The 21,712-nt window shown below is 32.8% G+C and carries 20 protein-coding genes and 1 riboswitch; of the genes, 9 read left to right on the top strand and 11 right to left on the bottom strand.

Annotated features, from left to right (window positions below; genetic code table 11):
- Positions 1 to 5 precede the first annotated feature (5 nt).
- From AC1QSP_RS08515 to AC1QSP_RS08500, 4 genes are all read left to right on the top strand, one after another.
- The gene (locus AC1QSP_RS08515; protein ID WP_484078336.1) at positions 6 to 965 is read left to right on the top strand and encodes an aminodeoxychorismate synthase component I; all 960 of its coding nucleotides are present in this window, start codon (positions 6 to 8) and stop codon (positions 963 to 965) included.
- Positions 949 to 1,560: an aminotransferase class IV gene (locus tag AC1QSP_RS08510; protein WP_484078335.1), complete on the top strand. Its 612-nt coding sequence runs from the start codon at positions 949 to 951 to the stop codon at positions 1,558 to 1,560. Before AC1QSP_RS08515 ends, AC1QSP_RS08510 begins: the two co-directional genes overlap by 17 nt.
- 44 nt (positions 1,561 to 1,604) lie before the next feature.
- A riboswitch (SAM riboswitch) is annotated at positions 1,605 to 1,706 on the top strand.
- Between the two features lie 73 nt (positions 1,707 to 1,779).
- Positions 1,780 to 4,176, top strand: a complete 2,397-nt coding sequence (locus AC1QSP_RS08505; protein ID WP_484078334.1) for a TonB-dependent receptor plug domain-containing protein — start codon at positions 1,780 to 1,782, stop codon at positions 4,174 to 4,176.
- Between the two features lie 83 nt (positions 4,177 to 4,259).
- Positions 4,260 to 5,552 (top strand): APC family permease, encoded by a 1,293-nt coding sequence (locus AC1QSP_RS08500; RefSeq protein ID WP_484078333.1) that lies wholly within the window; start codon positions 4,260 to 4,262, stop codon positions 5,550 to 5,552.
- A gap of 36 nt (positions 5,553 to 5,588) precedes the next feature.
- On the opposite strand, the gene AC1QSP_RS08495 is transcribed toward AC1QSP_RS08500, so the two are convergent.
- From AC1QSP_RS08495 to AC1QSP_RS08485, 3 genes are all read right to left on the bottom strand, one after another.
- Complete coding sequence (locus tag AC1QSP_RS08495; RefSeq protein WP_484078332.1) at positions 5,589 to 7,592, bottom strand: flavohemoglobin expression-modulating QEGLA motif protein; 2,004 nt, start codon at positions 7,590 to 7,592, stop codon at positions 5,589 to 5,591.
- Entirely contained in the window at positions 7,589 to 8,569 is a 981-nt protein-coding gene (gshB, locus tag AC1QSP_RS08490) for a glutathione synthase (RefSeq protein ID WP_484078331.1), read from the bottom strand. The genes AC1QSP_RS08495 and gshB overlap by 4 nt, the downstream gene beginning before the upstream one ends.
- A 204-nt stretch (positions 8,570 to 8,773) precedes the next feature.
- Complete coding sequence (locus AC1QSP_RS08485) at positions 8,774 to 9,289, bottom strand: TlpA family protein disulfide reductase (protein WP_484078330.1); 516 nt, start codon at positions 9,287 to 9,289, stop codon at positions 8,774 to 8,776.
- A gap of 106 nt (positions 9,290 to 9,395) precedes the next feature.
- On the opposite strand from AC1QSP_RS08485, the gene pth reads away from it, so the two are divergent.
- From pth to AC1QSP_RS08465, 4 genes are read left to right on the top strand one after another with little or no spacing between them, the layout of a single operon-like run.
- Positions 9,396 to 9,962 (top strand): aminoacyl-tRNA hydrolase, encoded by a 567-nt coding sequence (gene pth / locus AC1QSP_RS08480; RefSeq protein ID WP_484078329.1) that lies wholly within the window; start codon positions 9,396 to 9,398, stop codon positions 9,960 to 9,962.
- Positions 9,952 to 10,365 (top strand): rhodanese-like domain-containing protein, encoded by a 414-nt coding sequence (locus tag AC1QSP_RS08475; RefSeq protein WP_322971722.1) that lies wholly within the window; start codon positions 9,952 to 9,954, stop codon positions 10,363 to 10,365. Before pth ends, AC1QSP_RS08475 begins: the two co-directional genes overlap by 11 nt.
- Complete coding sequence (locus tag AC1QSP_RS08470) at positions 10,365 to 10,598, top strand: DUF3820 family protein (protein ID WP_484078328.1); 234 nt, start codon at positions 10,365 to 10,367, stop codon at positions 10,596 to 10,598. Before AC1QSP_RS08475 ends, AC1QSP_RS08470 begins: the two co-directional genes overlap by 1 nt.
- Before the next feature lie 36 nt (positions 10,599 to 10,634).
- The gene (locus AC1QSP_RS08465) at positions 10,635 to 11,246 is read left to right on the top strand and encodes a hypothetical protein (protein WP_484078327.1); all 612 of its coding nucleotides are present in this window, start codon (positions 10,635 to 10,637) and stop codon (positions 11,244 to 11,246) included.
- Positions 11,247 to 11,277: 31 nt separating this feature from the next.
- Here AC1QSP_RS08465 and AC1QSP_RS08460 read toward each other — a convergent pair whose 3' ends face one another.
- The 5 genes from AC1QSP_RS08460 to AC1QSP_RS08440 all read right to left on the bottom strand — a co-directional run bounded on the left by AC1QSP_RS08460 (position 11,278) and on the right by AC1QSP_RS08440 (position 14,274).
- Positions 11,278 to 11,721 (bottom strand): GNAT family N-acetyltransferase, encoded by a 444-nt coding sequence (locus AC1QSP_RS08460; protein WP_484078326.1) that lies wholly within the window; start codon positions 11,719 to 11,721, stop codon positions 11,278 to 11,280.
- A gap of 6 nt (positions 11,722 to 11,727) precedes the next feature.
- Positions 11,728 to 12,294, bottom strand: coding sequence for a nicotinate (nicotinamide) nucleotide adenylyltransferase (gene nadD / locus AC1QSP_RS08455; protein WP_484078325.1), 567 nt, complete (start codon positions 12,292 to 12,294; stop codon positions 11,728 to 11,730).
- A 101-nt stretch (positions 12,295 to 12,395) separates the two neighbouring features.
- Entirely contained in the window at positions 12,396 to 12,983 is a 588-nt protein-coding gene (locus AC1QSP_RS08450; RefSeq protein ID WP_484078324.1) for a Maf family nucleotide pyrophosphatase, read from the bottom strand.
- Entirely contained in the window at positions 12,983 to 13,513 is a 531-nt protein-coding gene (locus tag AC1QSP_RS08445) for a KdsC family phosphatase (protein ID WP_484078323.1), read from the bottom strand. The genes AC1QSP_RS08450 and AC1QSP_RS08445 overlap by 1 nt, the downstream gene beginning before the upstream one ends.
- Positions 13,510 to 14,274, bottom strand: a complete 765-nt coding sequence (locus AC1QSP_RS08440; RefSeq protein ID WP_484078322.1) for a Rossmann-like and DUF2520 domain-containing protein — start codon at positions 14,272 to 14,274, stop codon at positions 13,510 to 13,512. The genes AC1QSP_RS08445 and AC1QSP_RS08440 overlap by 4 nt, the downstream gene beginning before the upstream one ends.
- Positions 14,275 to 14,483: 209 nt before the next feature.
- Between AC1QSP_RS08440 and AC1QSP_RS08435 the strand changes: the two genes are divergently transcribed.
- Positions 14,484 to 16,877, top strand: coding sequence for a TonB-dependent receptor domain-containing protein (locus AC1QSP_RS08435; protein ID WP_484078321.1), 2,394 nt, complete (start codon positions 14,484 to 14,486; stop codon positions 16,875 to 16,877).
- Positions 16,878 to 16,966: 89 nt separating this feature from the next.
- On the opposite strand, the gene AC1QSP_RS08430 is transcribed toward AC1QSP_RS08435, so the two are convergent.
- From AC1QSP_RS08430 to bshC, 3 genes are all read right to left on the bottom strand, one after another.
- Entirely contained in the window at positions 16,967 to 18,133 is a 1,167-nt protein-coding gene (locus tag AC1QSP_RS08430) for a dicarboxylate/amino acid:cation symporter (protein ID WP_484078320.1), read from the bottom strand.
- Positions 18,134 to 18,214: 81 nt separating this feature from the next.
- Complete coding sequence (locus AC1QSP_RS08425; RefSeq protein ID WP_484078319.1) at positions 18,215 to 20,071, bottom strand: amino acid ABC transporter substrate-binding protein; 1,857 nt, start codon at positions 20,069 to 20,071, stop codon at positions 18,215 to 18,217.
- 38 nt (positions 20,072 to 20,109) lie between these two features.
- Positions 20,110 to 21,708, bottom strand: a complete 1,599-nt coding sequence (gene bshC, locus AC1QSP_RS08420; RefSeq protein ID WP_484078318.1) for a bacillithiol biosynthesis cysteine-adding enzyme BshC — start codon at positions 21,706 to 21,708, stop codon at positions 20,110 to 20,112.
- Positions 21,709 to 21,712 lie beyond the last annotated feature (4 nt).

The raw sequence follows: 21,712 nt of genomic DNA, 5'->3' as shown, positions 1-21,712 counted from the left end.
ATCGAATGTTAACAACGCATTCGATTTTTGAACAAATGAATGAATTGGGAGCTGAAAAAGTTCCCTTTTTTTTTATGATTGATTTTTTGAAGGAGAAAGGTGAAGTCATTCCACTGGAAGATTTATCATCGGATATTCAATTTTCGATGCATGAAGATCAATTAAATACACTTCCAATTGATTTTTCATTTGATAAATTTCCCATTTCTGCAAAAGAATATCAAAAACAATTTAAGATTGTACATGACCATCTCTTGTTTGGAAATTCGTATTTAACCAATTTAACCTGTACAACTCCTATAAATACAAATCTTAGTTTACAACAAATCTATACGCATACACAAGCGAAATACAAACTGAATTACAAAAACCAATTTGTTTGTTTTTCACCTGAGATATTTGTGCAAATCAAAGATGGCAAGATTGCATCTTATCCGATGAAAGGTACTATTGATGTGGCCATTGATGATGCACGATCTAAAATTTTAAACGACGAAAAAGAAGCTGCTGAACATGCGACTATCGTTGATTTGATTCGAAATGATTTAAGTTTAGTTGCAAATGAAGTGACTGTAACGAAATATCGTTATATTGATGAATTAATTACCAATGAAAAGAGATTGTTGCAAGTGAGTTCGGAGATCGTAGGACAATTACCTACAAATTACCATGAGCAATTGGGAACCATTTTCGATCAATTATTACCCGCGGGTTCCATTTGTGGAGCACCAAAGAAAAAAACAGTTGAGATTATTCTTGAGGCTGAAAATTATAATCGTAATTTTTATACCGGTGTTTTTGGAATTTTTGACGGAAAAAATGTCGATTCGGCTGTAATGATACGATTCATTGAACGCGAAAATGAACAATTGATTTTTAAAAGTGGAGGAGGAATCACGGCCAAAAGTGATTGCGAAAGTGAGTATAACGAAATGATCCAAAAAGTATATGTTCCAATTTATTGAAAGTATTTGTTGTCTTAATCGGGAATTAAGAAATTTAGAATTGCATCAAGCCCGCTTCGAGCGTACGCGTGTGGAGCATTTTCCAGATGCGCCATTTATGAGCTTAGAAGAAGCAATTGAAATTCCTGAGGATTTAGATGATAAAAAATATAAAGTACGTGTGATTTATGGGGCTGAAATCGAGTCCATAGAATTTATTCCGTACGAAATTCAGCCTATTGAGACCATCAAATTGTATTCAATAGATCCTGAGATTACTTATTTCTACAAATACACGGAACGTTGGTTTTTTGATCTTTTTATCAAAGAAACTCAATGCGATGATTTGGTTTTGGTGCGTGCAAATTATATTACAGATGCAACCTATTCTAATTTAATATTCTTTAATGGAATAGAGTGGCATACCCCAACAACTTGTTTACTTCAAGGAACAATGCGAGAAAAATTAATCCAAGAAGGTAAAATCAAGGAAAAAAATATAAAAACTCGCGATTTGGATAATTATTTTTCGTTTAAAAGGATCAATGCTATGATGAATTTTGACGAGGCTCAAACATTTGATATTCAGGTTTTATTAGATTCTCTACAGAAATAGTAGAGTTATTTTGTGTATCCTATATTTTCTTTTACATTTGCATCGACTTATCAAGAAAGGTGGAGGGAATTGGCCCAATGAAACCTTAGCAACCGGATTTCTTAATCAAGGTGCTAAATCCAACCTTAAAAAGGAAAAGATGAGGTGCGAATTTTTCTAAAAACAATTCCTACCATTTTTAAGGTTTCGATTTCTTGATTTATTAATGTTTTAATAAAGATGAAAAGAAACACATTATTATTAGCTTCTCTGGCTTTGTTAGTAGGGAATATAACTTTTGCCCAAGAAATAGAGGTTGAAGAAAACAATGCGTTAGATGAAGTTGTATTGGTTGGTAACCGATCAAATAATCGTACAGTCGTAAATTCTTCGGTTCCTGTGGATATTATTCAAGTGGAAGAATTAATTCAACAAGCTCCACAATTAACTTTAAATGATATTTTAAATTACGTTATTCCATCATTTAATTCTGTGCGTCAATCTTCTTCCGATGGTACAGAACATATTGATCCAATAACTTTACGAGGAATGGGACCCGACCAAGTTTTGGTGCTTATCAATGGAAAAAGACGTCATACAACATCACTTGTTAACTATCAAAATACAGTAGGAAATGGTTCTGTGGGTACAGATTTAGGAGCAATTCCGATTTCAGCAATTAAAAATATTGAAGTTTTACGTGACGGTGCTGCTGCTCAATATGGTTCGGATGCGATTGCAGGAGTTGTAAATGTTGTTCTTAAAGATGCTCCAGGAGGTGATGCTTCACTTACCTATGGACAAACATCCAAAGGTGATGGAGAGACATACAATTTTAATGGAAGTTACGGTGCCAAATTAGGAAGAAATGGATCAATTGTTTTTTCAGCCGTTGTATCAGAACGAAAAAAAACGACACGTACAGGTGATCATAATTTAGATATTTACGGTGATAATTTTGCCTATGATTTTGCAGATCATCCTGATGATGCCCGTGCTGCAGATGATGCCCTAATTGCAGCAAATGGATTAACACGTAAAGATTTTCGTTTTCAAATTGGTGACGCTCAGATTAGAAATCAACAATTTTTTGTGAATGCTGAGACAGAATTAGCTGATCGTTTTGAATTATATACTTTTGGTGGAGTATCCCTTCGTCAAGGAGAAGGCTATGGTTTCCGTCGTCTACCAAATGAAGTTCCATCTGAAAGTCGAACAATTTTTCCGAATGGTTTTCAACCTGTTTTAAAATCGAATGTCAATGATTATTCGAATTCAACAGGATTACGATACAAAACATTTAATCAATGGAATCTTGATTTATCTAATACATTTGGTTTGAATGAATTCAAATACAATGTAGATAATACTGTAAATTATGCCTTGGGTGCAGATTCACCAACTTCTTTTTACGCGGGTAAACACAGTTTTTTACAAAATACAGTGAATCTAGATGTTTCCAAGATAATCAATTCAAATGTTAATCTTGCATTTGGAGGAGAATATCGATACGAAAAATACCAAATAGAAGCAGGTGAAGCAGGTTCTTATGAAGGTGGAGGTTCACAATCTTTTGTTGGGTTTTCTCCCGATAATGCTGTGAAAGGTGATCGTCATTCAGTGGCGGCTTATGCTGATTTAGGATTAACGTTCGGAAATTTTACAGCAGATTTAGCGGGACGTTTTGAGAATTACTCTGATTTTGGAAATACGATGAATGGAAAATTAGCTTTACGCTACGAATACATCAAAGGATATTCGGTTCGTGGAGCGGTTTCAACAGGTTTTAGAGCTCCTTCATTACAACAAAAATACTTCAGTAATTCATATACCGACTTATACATCAGCGATAATGGCACACAAAGTTTAGTGACAAAAGGAATTATTCGAAATTCATCGGATTTAGCACAAAATAGGATTGGATTAGATGAATTAAAAGAGGAAAAATCGGTTAATGCAAGTTTAGGTTTAACATTTCGTCCAACTTCTAAGTTATACATCACCTTAGATGGATACTTTATCAAAGTAGATGATCGAATTGTTTTAACTTCTGATATTACAGATCCATCCTTAGAAGCAATTGGTGTATCAGCTGCTCGTATTTTCTCGAATGCTGTAGATACGGAAACACGAGGATTAGATTTAGTGGTTTCGTATAAAACACGTTTAGGTCAAGGAAATTTTAACGCTAATCTATCAGCTAATATCAACGAAACGAAAATTGTAAATTATCATTTTCCATCGAGCTTGACAGTTCCATTCAACCAATACTTTGGAGATGATCAAGTGAACATTATTGAAACTTTATCACCTCAAGTGAAAGGTTCCTTGAACTTGGGATATGATATTCATCGATTTAATTTCTTAGTTCGTAACACGTATTTCGGAAAAGTAATTAAGGATGGTTATCCATGGGGTAGTGTACAAGAACATAGTGGTAAAGTTGTAACTGATGTAAGTATAGGTTATGATCTTGCAAAAGGTGTAAACCTTACCATTGGAGCAAATAATATTTTTGATATTTATCCAGATAAACAGGTATACGAAAATTCATATTATGGCGTGTTCAAATATGCACCTGTACAGATGGGAGTGACAGGAGCATATTATTTTGCGCGATTAAATTTTAGATTCTAATCTTTTTAAAACGACATATCAACTGTGCCATAAAAGTTGTACTTTTTTAAGTCTTTTATGGCACTTTTATTTTAAAAAATCAAATGGGAAAATTGAAAATAGGATGGAAGACCGCCACTGCTTTAGTCATATCCAATATGATTGGAACAGGAGTTTTTACAAGTTTAGGTTATCAAATTGGTGATTTAAATAATACCTACGCTATCCTTATGTTGTGGCTGATTGGAGGCTTTTTGGCTTTAATAGGAGCTTTTATCTATTCCGAATTAGCATCGAAGTTTAAAGAATCAGGCGGAGATTATATTTATCTTTCGCGAACCTATCATCCGGCATTAGGTTATTTATCCAGCTGGATTTCATTATTTGTTGGATTTTCAGCACCCATTTCATTAGCTGCTTTAGCAATGATAAAATATACCAATGGCTTTGGATTAAATTTAGGAAAAGAACATGCGATAGGAATAATTTTTATCGTTGCTATTTTTCAGTCGTTTAGTTTAAATCTGAGTAGTAAATTCCAAAATGTATTTACAATAATCAAAGTTATATTTATTCTTCTCTTGATTGGTTTAGGAGTTTTCTTTGCACCTTCAGTATCAAATAATGCTATTCTTTTCGATCATTCATGGCGTCATGAAATGGTATTACCAGCATTTGCAACGTCCTTAGTTTACGTTACGTTTGCGTATACGGGATGGAATTCGGCTTCGTATATAGTGGGTGAAATAGATCGACCTAAAATCAATTTACCCCGAGCACTTTTTATCGGAGTCATCTTTGTTACGATTACCTATGTTTTATTAAACTTTGTATTTTTAAAACATGCGACAGCTGATAGTTTAGCCTTTCAAGAAGATGTTGCTAATATTTCATTTTCAAATCTTTTAGGAACAAAAGGGGTAAAGTGGGTCAGTTTATTAATTGCTTTACAACTTGTTGCTACCATTAGCGGGTACTTATGGATTGGTTCACGTTTAACCCAAGCGACGGCCAAAGAGAATAAGTTATGGAATTTTATGGCGAAATCAAATCAAAATAAAGTTCCAGTGCGCGCCATTTGGGTGCATGCCTTAATTAGTATTGGGTTAATCTTTACAGGAGATTTTGAAGTGATTTTTACGTATACATCTTTTGTTTTACAGATTTTAGCCACATTAGCAGTTTCTACAGCTTTTTTTATTAAACCTACTGAACTAACCATTATCAAATCCAAATGCTTTTATATTCTGCCCACTTTATTCTTATTATTTAGTGGTTACATTTGTTATTTTGTACTGATGCAAAAGCCCAAAGAAAGTTTATTTGGTTTAGGAATTATTCTGTTAGGATTGATTTTATTTTTCTTTGATCAACGAATAAAAAATAATCAAGCATAAAAAAATCCCTTCCATTTGGAAGGGATTTTTTTATGTTTAGTCTTTCAAACCATCAAAAATATATTTTAAGATTGGGTTTATCTCAGGTTTTTCTTGATGCTGTTTAAAGATCTTAGTATAATATTTTGGTGGATTAATCATTTTACGTTCCACTAATTCGTTGATGGTATTCACGTACTCCACAGAAGTCTTTCCGATCAATAAATTGTCTAACTTTTTACCTTCATCTACATAGTTAAGAATCGTTTTTAATCCTTTAAGATACAAAGCATCTTTCGTGAAACCACCTCCACGGAATACACGTGTTGTTAAATAAAAGGCATTTTCTGGTGCCATTTTATATTCTTCGTGTAAAGTTAGGAATGTTTCATTGAATGTTTTTCCATTGGTCAACATATTGACTGCAAGAACACGTAAACCTAATTCGCGTAAACGATCATGATTTATCGAATCCGAATAGTATTCTGATAAAATAGCTAATCCTTCTTGCGTTAATGTATTGACAGGTAATCCAATTGAAAAAATCTTTAAAGGCTGTTTAACAGCATTCATTGTCGTTACCATATGAACTCCAATTTCGTGCTCAATTAAACCTTTAGTGAAACGACGGTCGAATTTTACACCACGTTTTATCACTACTTTTTTCTTTGAATTAATGACCAATGCTTTAGAAGCAATATGATCTGAAATTTCGATATCGAAATCAAAACCATAATCTTTTGTCGAATTTCTGAATAATTCAACAACTTCTAATTCGTTAAATTCTCCTTCTTTTTCCATACGGAATTCAGGACAATACAGAACGAAATTAGCATTTTCTACATCTTTCTTCGATGGTTCTCCAAAATAACGAAGGGAATTGTATAAGAATTTATTAGTTCCCAAATTCGCTAATAAATCCACTTTATCAAAGTACGAGTTAATGGTATCCACATACATATTCTGAATAGAGATATCATTAATTTTTTCTACCTTAATATTCGATAACTTACGTTTAAACTCGAAAGGATTTATGTTAAGCGGATTGTATTTGAATTGAGGTTCGTATTTATAATTTGATGCTAAAAATTTCTTCTTCTCAAATTCTAAGTTAATCGGATTGATTACACTTAATAATTCGAAGTCTTTCACCAAATGGTATAATTGCTTATCAATTTTTAATAAATCAGATTCTAATTCATTGTGTAAGATATTTACTTGTTTTGAAACTTTATAAGAAGTCTCATTTTTAATGAATTCGAAGGCATGATTTACAATAGCTGTTTTAAAACCTTCTTTGATTTGATTAATGACTTCAGGGAAAGATTCACCCGTTAATTCATCACAATAAATTTTAGATACTTCAGTTGCTAAAACCAATGTATTCTCAAAATGTTTAGTGATAAATCCTAATAAATATCCGCGACCGTAGAAAACATCATTTACAGCAGTGAAATTAGGGATATCTCCCAATTCAATTTGGCTTAATTCTTCACGCCAAGCTTCTACATAATTTCCGAATTTATCTGGATCAATTTTTTCAGCACCAATATTAAATACGGGTACTGGACGATCCCAACGTTTCCAATTGTATGAATGAATATCATATACAACACACTTTTCGAACTTTGATTCTAATTTTTGAATCAAGGCTTCAATCACTTCGTAAAATGCTTGGTGTTTTGCTAAACTGCGTTGTTTTTGAGATTCGCTTAAAGGAGTTTCCCAAACTTGTTTCCCCCAAGCTTCTTCATAAATAGCGGTTTCAGGATCACGGTTTAAGTCATACTCAAATCGTGAATCACACCCTTGAATTAAGATGGGGAAGCTACCAACGAATTCGGCAGTATGAGGATCTTCTTCATACCAACGTTCGTAATTGGATAAACTACATTTCTCTAAGATATCGTCTCGCATGTGTCCACCATCATGGATAGCGGCACATACATATGGAATATATTCATCAATTTTAATCTTAAATGATTCGTCTTCGGCATAAGCTTCAAAAACAACTTCATTTTCGATATTTTTGATGATTTGTTGGATCGTTAAAATTTTCATTTTATAAATTCTTCATATTTCTCTAAAATCATAGAGATAATTTGTTTTTGAATTTCTTGATTTCCGTTTACATTATTATGAGGAACGATTCCACCAGGGCTTACGACATTTAATTCAACCATTTTACCGTTGATTAAGTCGATACCTGTAAAGAAAATACCATCTTTTACTAAACGTTCACCCATTTGGCGACATAATTGGATTTCATGCTCTGTTAAATCATGCTTAATGGCAGATCCTCCAGCCGAAATATTCGAACGGTGATCTCCTTCTGCAGGTACACGCATTATGGCTCCAATAGGTTCACCATTAATAACAATTGCACGTACATCCCCTTTTTCTGCACCTTCGATATAATTTTGGCAGATTATTGGTTGAGGTTTACCCGCATGATTGATATAAAAATCCGCAATAGAACTCAAGTTTCCTGTATTATTTGCTTCGAAAAGAATAACTCCTTTACCACCCATACCATCTAAAGGTTTGATGATAAATCTCTCGAATTTATTTTCTTCTACAAATTCTTTAATCAATTCAATATCGCGAGTGATTAAAGTTTGTGGAACAATTGTTTCTAAACCATCATCAAAAGATGCGGCATAGATTTTATTATTTGCTTTACGAAGACCAGATGGTTTATTGACAAAGAAAACTTGGTCTTCGATCATTTCTAACATGTTTAATAAAAGTGGATCAACTGGTGGATCACTTCTCATAAAAATCATGTCGAAAGTCGTTAAATCTTTTACTGCTGTTTCAAATTGCATGGTATGATAAAATTCCACACAATCTTCCGTTTCAATAGAAATTAATTTATTGCATTTCCCTACAACCTTTCCTTTGTTGATCGAAATGTCTTTGGTTGTTAAATAAGATACTTCAAAACCACGATTAACGCATTCTTTTATAAGACGCATAGTGGTATCTTTTCCTGGTTCAACTTTGTCCCAAGGATACATTACGAAGCATATTTTCATATAATATAAACGGATTTTAAATTTGATGCAATAATAACCAAAAGTTTGATACAAAGTTTTAAACCAATGAAATTTGGGAAAAAATTATTATCGCACTTCTAAATATAAGAAAATCAGCCAATAAAATGTGAAGAAAAAAGGTGAATGCTTTAATTTGTTTAAAACATTCACCTCTCATGTTGTAAACTTAAAATCTAATTTCAATTATTTTATCATCAATCGATCAATTGTTGCTTGTACTTCAGGATCATCTGCTTTAACTGAATAATACTTAGCAATTTTACCATTTTGATCTAAAATGATGTATCGAGGAATCCAATTCAGATCAATAGAAGTCGAAAATTCAAACTTCCAATTGTTTCCCATATAATAATGATCCCCTTCAATTTTATATTTTTCAATGCCTTTTTTCCAAGCTTCTTGTGTTTTATCCATTGAGAAATATACAAAAGCAACATTTGGATTATTGGCTTTTAACTCTTTCAATTTAGGCATTCCTGTGATGCAATCTCCACACCAAGTCGCCCATAGGTCCAATACAACCACTTTCCCGTTGTACGATTTAAGAACCTCATCAATTAATAATTCTTTTCCATCGATAGATTCTACTTGATCTTGTAAAGCAAGTGTAGAAAATTCGGTCTTCATGACAGTTGGTACTTTTTGTGCAAAAGTGAATAAGCCAACCATTATAGCGATAACACTAAAAATCTTTTTCATCTCGATTAATTGTCTTGTCAATATCCAAAACCTATACCAAATTAATAGATTTTTATTAAATACCGCTAATTTTTTTAAAACATCTTAAATATCGTAACTTTGCTTTATGCAAAAATATTTGATCATCGGACTAGGGAATATCGGTGCGAAATACGAAAATACCCGTCATAATATTGGATTTAAAGTTGTAGACCGAATTGCAGAAAAGGCTGGAGCTAAGTTTACTCCATCAAATTTTGGAGAAATTTCGCAATTTAAGTACAAAGGTCGTCCAGTAACATTGCTTAAACCTAATACATATATGAATTTGAGTGGTGATGCTGTAAAATTTTGGATGAAGAAGGAAAACATCGCGATCGAAAATATTTTTGTGATCACCGATGATTTAAACTTACCTTTTGGTTCGATTCGAATGCGATCTAAGGGAAGTGATGGAGGTCATAATGGATTAAATGACATTCAAAACAAACTACAATCTCAAGCTTATCCACGATTACGCTTTGGAGTTGGTAATGAATTTTTGAAAGGTCAGCAGATTGATTATGTTCTTGGAGAATGGACAGCAGAGGAAAATGAAATAATGAACGAACGATTAAACCATTCAGCAGACGCAGCTTTATCTTTTGTATTTGCAGGTTTAAACAATACAATGAATCAATACAATGGGAAATAAAATAGTTTTAACGCTTGCATTATGTGCAGGTGTATTCTTTACATCTTGCCAAACTAATCAAGTGGAAAAAGTTACGACATCGGAAGAAATACAGAAAATAATCTCTTCTTTAAATAATGTCAATCAAGTGGATTTGAGCAATCCAAATAATGTATTGATAGATGTTCGTACACCAGAAGAGTATGCAGAAGGACATGTTCCAGGTGCAATTAATTTAAATGTTAAAGATGATAATTTCGGAAAACGTGTATCTGAATTAGATTCGACTAAAAATTATTACATCTATTGCCGCTCAGGAGTACGTGCGAAATCTGCAGAAATGATCATGTTAGAAAATAACTTGAACAAAGTACATACTTTCCAAGATGGGATGATGACGTACGAAGGGGAGATTGCTAAATAATGGAAGGTTTAAAACCTGAATATCTAAAAGATATTGTAACCACTAAAATGCCTTTTGGGAAATATCAAGGATACTTACTTTGTGATTTACCAGTTTCCTATTTGGAATGGTTTGTGGCGAAAGGAGGATTTCCTGCAGGTAAACTTGGGCAATTGTTATCCACAGTGTATGAAATAAAATTAAATGGATTAGAAGATATAGTTAATGTATTGAAAAACAATTATTTAAAATAAAATAATATCTTTACGTTTCTATTATATTTTAAATTTATGAGAAAGTATTTTAACGTACTTCTCTTTACTATCCTAACTCATTATAATGTAAATGCTCAAGAACGAGGTGAACTTTCCATCGGAGTCGGAGATGGAATCGCTTATGAATTCTTTTTTGAATTTGAATCTATCGTAAGTCATCTTGTACCTTCTATGATTTCGGGACATTCTTTTACCGAAGATGTAAGTGTTAATACACCTTATTTGTTCTTAGATTATCGTAAACCGTTATCAGATCGGTTGAAAGTTGGAGGCCAAATCGGATATTATGCATATAATGGCAGCACCACTGAATACAGTGCAGGACAAACGGTATATGACGTTTATGATGTGAAAAAATCGGTATTTGTGCTAATGCCTGGAATAGATTATAGTTACATTCAACGGAATAAATTTCGTTTTTATGGAAATCTAATGCTTGGAATTGGTATTGCATCATCAGAAGTTAATGGAACGATGGATCGTTCGAAAAGAGGAGAAGAAAATAATGTCTTGTTCGCTTTTCAGGTGAATCCTATAGGATTATCCTATGGGGATCAATTCAAAGTCTTTGCTGAAGGTGGAATAGGAATTTCTCTGGTCAATGCAGGAATACGATTTAAATTATAAAATAAAAGAGCTTCAATCCGAAGCTCTTTTTTTATTGTATTTCCCATTCATAGAAATTAGCGTCATCACGACGTATAAATCCTGTTTCAGGGTATAACTGATTTCCAATTTGGTTTTCTTTGCTCGTCTCGAGAAGCATGCCACAGGCATTTGTTTGTTTACAAAGGTTTTTAGCTTCTTCAATTAAGGCTTTAGAATAGCCATTCCCTCGAAATTGTGGTAAAACAAATAAATCATTTAACATCCAAAATCGTTTTAATCGTGTAGAAGAAAATAAAGGATACAATTGTACAAAACCTGTGATTTGATTTTCCTCATTCACGGAACAATAAATAACCGATTCTTGGTTTTCCATTCGATCCGTTAAAAATGATTTCGCTGCATCGATGTCTGAAGGTTTATCATAAAATTGACGATATGCATCAAATAGTAATGTCAGTTCATCGAGGTGCTGTAAGTGAGCGGTTATAATCATGATAGGTTATTTGTAAAGTCCAATTTTATCTAAATGCTCATACACCAGATGAGGTAACATCGGTTTAATGTTTTTATCTTCTTTGATGGCTGAACGAATGAAAGTCGAAGAGATTTCCATTAAAGGAGCTTCAACGATTTCTACGTTTGCTAAATTTTCGTCTTGTACATAACCTGGACGTGGATATACATAAATCGGATATTTCGATAAAATTAAATCGCTATTTTTCCATTTGTGTAATCCCTCTAAATTATCTGATCCCATAATTAAGCAAAACTGATCCTTTGGATACTTTTCTTCCAAATGAACTAATGTATCGATGGTATAAGAAGGTTTGGGAAGTCGAAATTCAATATCACAAGCGCGGAGATTAGGATAATCTTTAATGGCAATTTCCACCATGTCCAATCGATCGAATTCATTAGCTAAAGAAGCTTTTTTCTTGAACGGATTTTGAGGCGAAATCACAAACCATACTTGATCTAAATCGGTAAAATTTTGAAAGTGATTGGCAATAATTAAATGTCCAATATGGATAGGGTTGAAAGAACCAAAGTATAATCCAATTTTCATACGCTTCAATTTTTTACAAACTTATTAACTTTTGTGAATAACATCATCATTTTGATTCGTGATAAAAAAAAGACTTCCATTTCTGAAAGTCTTCATATTGTTTAAAATTGTTGTAATTCTTTATACAATTGATGTACGGGTAATCCCATCACGTTAAAATAACTTCCCTCTATTTTTTCAACACCAATATAACCAATCCATTCTTGGATACCATAAGCCCCTGCTTTGTCATAAGGTTTATATTGATCGATGTAAAAATAAATCTCTTCATCAGTTAATTCGGCAAACGTGACTTTCGTTTCAGCAGTAAAGGTAACCTCTTTTTCAATCGATTTAATTGTAACAGAAGTATACACCGAGTGGGTTTGATGACTTAATGCTTTTATCATACGATAAGCATCTTCACGATTTTCGGGTTTTTCTAATGATTCTCCATTAGCCCAAACAGTGGTATCTGATGTGATGATTATTTCATGAGGCTTTAATGCTTTGTAAGCATTTGCTTTTTTCGCCGATAAATATTCTGTGATATGTTGTGCCTTATAAATTTCACGATCAAAAGACTCATCGATATCTAATGAAATCGTAGAAAAATCGATTTCTAGCCCTGCTAATAATTCTCTTCTTCGAGGAGATTGAGATGCTAAAATAATGTGTTTATCCTTTAATTTTTCTTGTATTAGTGCCATTATACAGAAGGGATATATTTTGCATCTTCATTATACCAAAGTCCTTGTACTTTTAAGATTTGTTCTAATAAATCACGAACACATCCTTTCCCTCCATTTTCAGGTGAGATATATTCAGCTGCTTTACGAACATCCATACAAGCATCATTTGGACATGTTGATAATCCAACTAAATTCATAACTGCTAAATCAGGATAATCATCTCCCATATAAGCAATTTCATCTGGATTTAATCCATAAGAAAAAACTAGATCTTGGAATGCATCCACCTTATCATGAGCACCTGCATAGATGTCTGTTAATCCTAAATATTTTAAGCGATCCACAACAGCTTGATCTTTTCCACCTGTAATAACAGCAATACGAATTCCTTTTTTTATCGCTAATTGCATAGCATAACCATCTCGGGTATTCATGCTGCGAACCATTTCTCCGCTTGGCAATAAAATTAAATTTCCATCTGTTAATACTCCATCTACATCTAGAATAACCGTTTTAATGGTATTCAGCTTTTCTTTGTAACTTATCATTTGTCGTAATCTCTTTTAATCGAATCGGTAAGAATTTGATAGATCTGTAATAAACGAGAATCATTTTGTAATAGATCTAAATGGCGATTAATAATTATATCATCTCCGCGACGTGCTGGACCCGTTTGGGCATCATAAGGCGACATCTCTTCAACTTTAAGAGATGTTTCTTGGATTAATGGTAATAACACATCAAATGGAATATTATTTTTTGCACAAATATCTCCTGCAATTTTGTACATGTGATTTACAAAATTAGCAGCCCAAACGCCACACATTTGGATTTCCATGCGTTTTGCATAATCTAATTCATAGACATCATTTGAAATTCGAAAAGCCAATTCTTTTAAAGCATTAGTATCTTCAGGCGTTTCGGCTTCTACAAAAAATGGAATCTCATCGTAGCGTAATTTTTTCGTTTTTGTGAACGTTTGTAAAGGATATAATACTCCTTTACGGTAATCTCCTTTAAGGGCTGATATTGGAGATGATCCAGAAGTGTGTACAACTAAGACATCATCAAAAGGGATGTAATGAGAAAATTCTTCGATACCGCTATCTGCACATGCAATAATGTATAAATCTGCTTTTTCTATTTCAGAAATTTTATCGGTATAGGCAATACGATTGGCTTCACCAATTTCTTGTGCATGTGCTAACGTTCGGTTAAAAATTTGACGAACATTAACTGTATTTTCAATTAATGCACGAGTAAGATGGAAAGCTACATTTCCAGCTCCTAAAATGACTATAGAATTCAATTTATATGGTATAATTATCAGTTCGACATGTATAAAATTAAGGTATTTATGCGACTTTGAAAAAAAAGTATAATTTTTTTAAAATTCTTTGTAACATTTTTAAATACTAGACGTCTAATAAGTAAAAATGAGACAAATTGTGTACGTGTATTATGTAAAACAAAGTACTATACATTAAACACTAAAATTAAATTATTGATACGATGAGGATGAGAAAATACACTTTAACATTAGCCTTTGCATTCTGCTCGATGTTTGCTATGGCACAAAACCATTTTTCGATCAAGGGTTCGATTGAAAATGTAAAACAAGAAAAATTAGCATATACTTCAGTTACGTTATATAATGCTGATAATAATGCGTATGTGGTTGATGTGGTAACGGATGAAAATGGCGCATTTGATTTTTCGGAAGTTGCAGACGGAAAATATAAGTTGGTTATAACTGAATTTGGATATGCACAATATGAACAAATCATTGATTTGAAAGATGGTGCGGCTGATTTAGGTACGATTCAGTTAGTTGAAAACAAGGGGGATCAAGCCGTAGAATTAAAAGGAGTTTTTATTCGTAAAGAAACATCTCAATATCGAAATGAAATTGATAAACGTGTGGTAGAAGTCGGAAATGATTTGGTTTCTGCAGGTACGGATGCAGCATCGGTATTGAATAATATTCCTTCAGTGAATGTTGATCAACAGTCCGGGGCATTAAGTTTACGTGGAAATGAAAATGTTCGCGTTTTTGTGGATGGAAAGCCTACATCACAATCGGCGGCTGAACTTTTAAAACAGATTCCATCGAACCAAATTCAACGTGTGGAGATTATTACTAATCCATCTGCAAAATATGAAGCTGATGGTAAATCGGGAATTATTAACATCATCTTAGTCAAAGGACAAAAGAAAGGATATAATGTAGGTTTAACTACAGGATATGAGCAAGGAAAAAAATCACGTTTCAATTCATCCATTAATTCTAATGTTAATGTAGGAGATTTTAATTTCTTTGGAAACCTAAACTATGCGAAACGTCCTAGAGTTCAACATGGAATAGGTCAGAATTTTACCGATGAAATTGATCAACTTTTTGAAATTAAAAATCAAAATACAAACCTTTCCTACAAAGTAGGATTTGATTGGTTTATTAATGATAAAAATGCCTTAACGATTTATACTAATCAATGGGATGGAGATGCTGATGCACAAATCTTAACCGACATTGTTACATCAAACATCAATCGTAATAACCTAAATGAACTATGGAGTAATTATAAGGGATCAGATTATAGTTTAAATTACAAGTTAGATTTTGATAAAGACGATCACAATATTGTTTTAGATGCTTTCTATTCTAAAAATAAAAATGGAGACGATCGTGATTATACCAATACATATCCGTTTGATAATTTCTACAGTGAAGCCCGTCTAAGTGATACAAATAATACGCGTATTAATTTAGATTATACCAATCAGATTGTAGGAGCCGGAAAGATTGAAGCTGGATTACAATTCAGAAATGAAACACTTGAAAGTGGCATGAATTCAACTTTAGAAATTGTTGAAGATGGATTAACTTTTAATCCAAATGTCGATTTTGAATTTGATCGTAAATTTTTCTCTGGATATGCCAATTACAAACAAAAGTTTAACAAATTTGGTGCTCAGGTGGGCTTGCGTTTAGAACGCGTCGAAGATCAAGCAGAATGGTTGTTTTCGCCCGCTAACCGTGGAGAATTGAAGAAAGATTATATGGATTTCTTTCCATCTGCTTTTTTAACTTATGATTTAACAGATAAAGCTCAAATTTCATTTAATTATAGTCGTCGTATTGATCGTCCAGGAATGTACCAATTAACGCCTGTTCCCCAATTTACTACGGCGTTAATGTCAAGCAAAGGAAATCCAGAATTACGTCCTGAATATACGAACTCCATTGAACTTGGATATTTGCATCAATTGGGGAAAGGTTCTATTTCGGCTAATGTATTTTATCGACATGTGTCGGATAATATCATTCAGACATTTACAAAAGATCCTGAACAAGAATCGGCATTTATTCAGTATAATATGAACTATGATAAAGTGAATAATTATGGAATTGAAGCCAGCTTAAATTATCGTTTCACAAAGTGGATGAGTACGTTTGTTTCTGGAGACTTTACATCATCTCAGATGCAGAGTGTAATGGCTGACGCAAACAATAACCCAACCGTAGAAGAAATTACAGCGAACGTTTTAACACTTCGTATGAACAATAATTTTACACTGTCGAAGAATTTTACATTACAACATTTTATGATGTATAATGGTAAAACAAAATTTTTACAAGGTGAAATGTTGGATATGTGGATGATGAATTTAGGATTGCGTTACACTTTTATAGAAGGTAAAGCCTCTTTATCTGCTCGTATGAATGATATTTTTAATACCATGAGAGCTCGTGTACATATGAACAATCCTTATATAGGATATGCCAACTTTAATTGGGAATCTCAAACGTTCTATTTAGGATTTACATACAACTTTGGAGGAAAAGTAAAAACAAGAGCTGAAGTACAGAAAAATCAAACCGAAGTACAAGGCGGAAATATCGGGATATAATAACTCCCATTCCTATATCTAATTTTTTGTATCAAAAAAGGCAACTCGAATTCGAGTTGCCTTTTGTCTTCTATATAATTACCTCCTTATTAAGCTTTATTACCAAAAAAACGATTTAAGATAACAGCAATTGCTCCATCTCCCGTTACATTTCCTGCGGTACCAAAACTATCCATCGCAATATAAAGGGCTATCATTAAGGCTTGATTTTCGGCACTAAATCCTAACATCGATGCAATAATTCCTATAGCTGCCATAATAGCACCTCCAGGTACTCCTGGAGCAGCAACCATTGCAACACCTAACATTATAATAAATCCTAAAAATTGAATAAAATCAAACGGCATGCCTTGAATCATCATTAAGGCAATACAACACATAACAATCTTAATCATTGATCCAGATAGATGGATTGTTGCACACAAAGGGACAGCAAAGCTAGCGATTTCTGGATCTACACCATTTTTCTTCGTTTGTTCTAAAGTCACTGGAATTGTAGCTGCAGAAGATTGTGTTCCTAAAGCTGTAAAATATGCTGGCATCATGTTTTTGATCAATCCTAATGGATTTTTCTTTGCAATAACACCCGCTGTAACAAATTGAATAGCTAGTAATAAAACGTGCATCACGAAAATGACTCCAATAATCTTTAAAAATACATTTAGGATGACCATGACTTGACCTGAATAGGTCATGTTTAAAAATATCCCGAAGATAAATAAAGGTAAAAGTGGAATAATTACTGTTTGGATTAAGAACGTGATGATGGATTCAAAATCATCGGCAAATTTCTCAAAAACTGAATTTTTCAATTTTGATAATCCGATTCCGAACAAAAATGAAAAGATCAATGCCGGCATCACATCAAAAAATGGAGGAAATTCAATCGAAAAATAGGGTAAAAGCTCCTTACCATTTTCCGCCAATGAAATCTTTCCTGTTTGATTTTCTAATAAAGATGGAAATAATGATACTGCAGAACCATAACCTAATAATCCAGCCATTATGGTTGAACCATAAGCGATCAATACGGTGGTTAATAATAATTTACCAGCTGTTTGTCCTAATCGACCAATGGATGGAACTATTAACCCAATGATAATTAATGGAATTAAGAAATTTAATAATTCACTAAAAAAGTCATTAAATGTAGCGAAAATTCGACCAATAGATTCAGGAATAATTAAACCTAAAACAGTACCTGATGATATGGCAATGATTACTTGTAAAAGTAAATTGTCTTTTAATTTATGCATAGGCTAATTTATAAATATTAATGCAAAAAAAAGCGATACTCAATTAAAGTATCGCTTTAAATATATGAAATAGAAAAAAAATTATTTTTTAGGTAGACGGATTAAACGCGCAGAATCATTGGCATACGCCTTTGTATTTCCGATTCGTTTGTATGCAAATTTATAAGATAAACGCGTGTTTTCTGCAGTCACATTGTTTAAAAAGTCCCCTTTGCTGTTCATACGATCAACGATGTCATAAACCACATCATATCCTAACTGCTCAGCACGTGTTGGAATGTTGCAATACACATCTTTAAAATCTTTTAAAATACTAATGGTTTCATCATTACGCGTATTCATGATATAAGATGTACTATATACAAAGCCAAATTCACGGAAAGCATCAATATTTTTTGCATTTTCAGAGTTATAAATATCGTATACATCTACTGATTTAATTCCAAATCCTTTGACATAATCTTTATTAAACGTCTTCATACGTTCTAGATATTGTTTTCCTAAAGCGTCATTGTCACCAACCATTACTGCAATGATAGGAGTAAAGTAATCAACATCACCTACTTTATCATTAGGTTGTATAATTTTATTGGCTTCTTTTACGATTACTACATTTGCCTTTAGTTGTTTTTCTAAAGCCTTTTTGGTGTATTCCGCTAAATCTTGGTGATCATTATCCGTTAATAAATACACTTGTTCACCAGCATATGATTTTTTAATCTCATCAATAATTTGATCAGCTAAAACTTCCTCACGAGGATTAGCGACAAATAAGTTTTCGTAATTATTTAGCTCATCTGTATTCGCAAAAGGAGAAATAATTCCAATGCCAGAACCTTTCAAGAAATCAGCAACTTCTACCACAGCACCCGATTTAATTGGACCAATAATCGCATCCGTTTTCGATAAGTCATGAGTAGCTAAAATGGATTGAATATCACTTTCGTTCTTTGTATCAATTACTTTTACGTTGATATTTTTCCCTGATTTAGATAAGCGATTTAAAGCCACTTTTGCTCCAGTGAAAAATTGCATGGCTTGATTATTTTTTAAGCCAACAGAATTTTCTGCGTTGAAAGGTAACATCAATACAATGTTAATTTCATTATCATTAATACGTTTTACCTTTCCAGGTTCAGCATATTTGATGATTTTTGCATTTTTTTGCAATGGTAATTTTAAGACCATTCCACTTTTAAGACCATTAATCACATCAGGATTTAATGCAATTAATTCATCTAAAGTCGTATTATAACGTTGGATAATATTATAGGCTGTATCTCCTGATTGAACAGTATAATTAATCGTTTGATCTTCGATCACTGCACGACCTGATTTTTTAGGAATAACGATAACAATTCCTTCTTTTAAACCTTCAGTCTGTAATTGAGGATTTTCAGCATAAAAATCATCCACCGAAACATTATATTTCTTCGATAAGCTATATAAAGTCTCTCCTTTTTCAACCATGTGTTTACCTGATGGTAAAGAAACAACTGGTTGATTCGAAGAATCCGATTTTTGTTTTTTAGGAATACGCAATACATCACCAACTTTAAGTCCACTTTCCAATTGTTTTGGGTTTAATGATCGCAAGGTTGTTTCAGAAACATCATATTTTTTCGTTAGTTGAAAAATACTTTCTTTGGCTTGTATTGTGTGGTAGATGTATTGTTCATCTTCATAATTCACAGGAGTTTTTGATTCTGCTAAAGGAGCAGGTTTATCTTCTTTAACGCCCGGAATGACAATGATATCACCAATTTGTAACCCATTTTTTTCGATGGAAGGATTGGCTTTATATAATGCATCTTGTGTAACACCATACTTTTTTGCAATTCCATAAACTGTTTCTTTGGCTTCAACTTTATGTGATTTTTGTTGAGCAAATAAAACAGTAGAACCAATAAAAAGTAATAATGAGACTATTTTTTTCATGTAAATGATTTTCGGTATAAATATACGAATTACTTTCCTTAAATATCTTCAGCTAATGTATTTATGATAAAGTTAAATTCGAATGGTTGTATCGCTTGATAAACAGATTCGATAAATGTTGAAATATCTACATAATCAAAATCAGCAAAGTGACGGACACGTTCTTGTAAACCTTTTTCTTGCGATAATTCTTTTAAAAGATTTTCTATCCGTTGATGTGTTTCACTATTTTTCTTTAATTCTGCTTTGATTAATCGTTTTTCTAATTTTTCAAATCCATTCAATTGTTTTGTTCGCTGAGCCTGTACCATATTAGCAAAGGAAAGATCAGTTTTTTCTGAAATAAGCTCTAATGATTTAAAAATAGCTTCAAGCTCCTCTTTCAATTTTGGAAGTTCATGAACTAGTTCAGAATTTTCATTGATCTCTTCTTTTACAATCGAACGACTTGAGCGGAACAAATCTTCATCTCTCAAATTTAACGCCAATTGTTTCTCCCATTGTTTTTTTGTTCGAATTAACATGGAGTTTCTAAGAACCAATAATGGGAATGGAATCCCATATCCTTTAAACATTTCTTTTAATTCAAACCAATACGCAATTTCGCCTCCACCGCCAATATAGGCTACATTTGGTAAAATGGTTTCTTGATACAATGGACGTAAAATAACATTGGGACTAAAACGTTCCGGATGTTGATGAAGTACTTGGATTATTTCATCTTTGGTAAATTGAATGCTCGTATTAAGAACATAAAATTTCTCATTTTCAAAAACAATACGTTCTCTCGAGTTAGGCTCTGCGATATAAAATAAATTAATTTCTCTTGGATTCACTTGAATTTTATACCCCAATTGCTCTAATGCTGAAGCTGATGAATTAACCCATTGAAAAGATTTTTCTTCTAAAATTTCTTGTTCGAAAGTCGGAATCATCAATCGTTTTAACGTTGCATCATCACCATCAATCATTAATAGTCCATAATCTTTAAATAACAAATGAACCAATTGTCGTGTGGCTTGAGTTAAAGTATCTGCTGAGAAATATGAAGCTTCAATTAATTCATTTAATTGTTCCTTTTTCTTTCCTTGAGGCAAAATAGCCAAATAGGAATTGAAAACTTCGCGTAGTCCTTCAGTTGATAATTGACCTACAGGTCCGCCATGATCTTTTTCCCAATGAACAATGCGATCTCCTGAGCGGAAATGATTGATTTCATCAAAATCATGATCTTCTGTTGCCATCCAAAAAATAGGAACATAATGGTATTGATCTTGCGATTTATTTAATTCCTTACACTGTTTAATTCCTTGAAGAATTTTATAAAAAAAGAAAATCGGCCCCGTAAATAAATTCAACTGATGACCAGTCGTAATGGTTACCGTATTCTCTTTCTTCAGTAATTCAAGATTTTTGATTTGTTTTTTAGAAAGTGAAAGACCTTGTAATTGTTGTGTTAATTGCTTTACAAGAGTTTCACGATGGGTATAATATTTTAATTTATCCTCAGCTTGTTCAATATAGGAAGACTTGGAAGGAAAACGATGGTAAAAAGGTTTCACTTCTTCTTTTTGATGGATATAATCCAACATTAACGAAGAAAAATAATTCGAGTCTTTTAAACTGACAGTTTTCATTTCC

It is taken from the genome of Faecalibacter sp., assembly GCF_057177045.1.
This window is presented reverse-complemented; position numbering and strand designations above follow the sequence as displayed.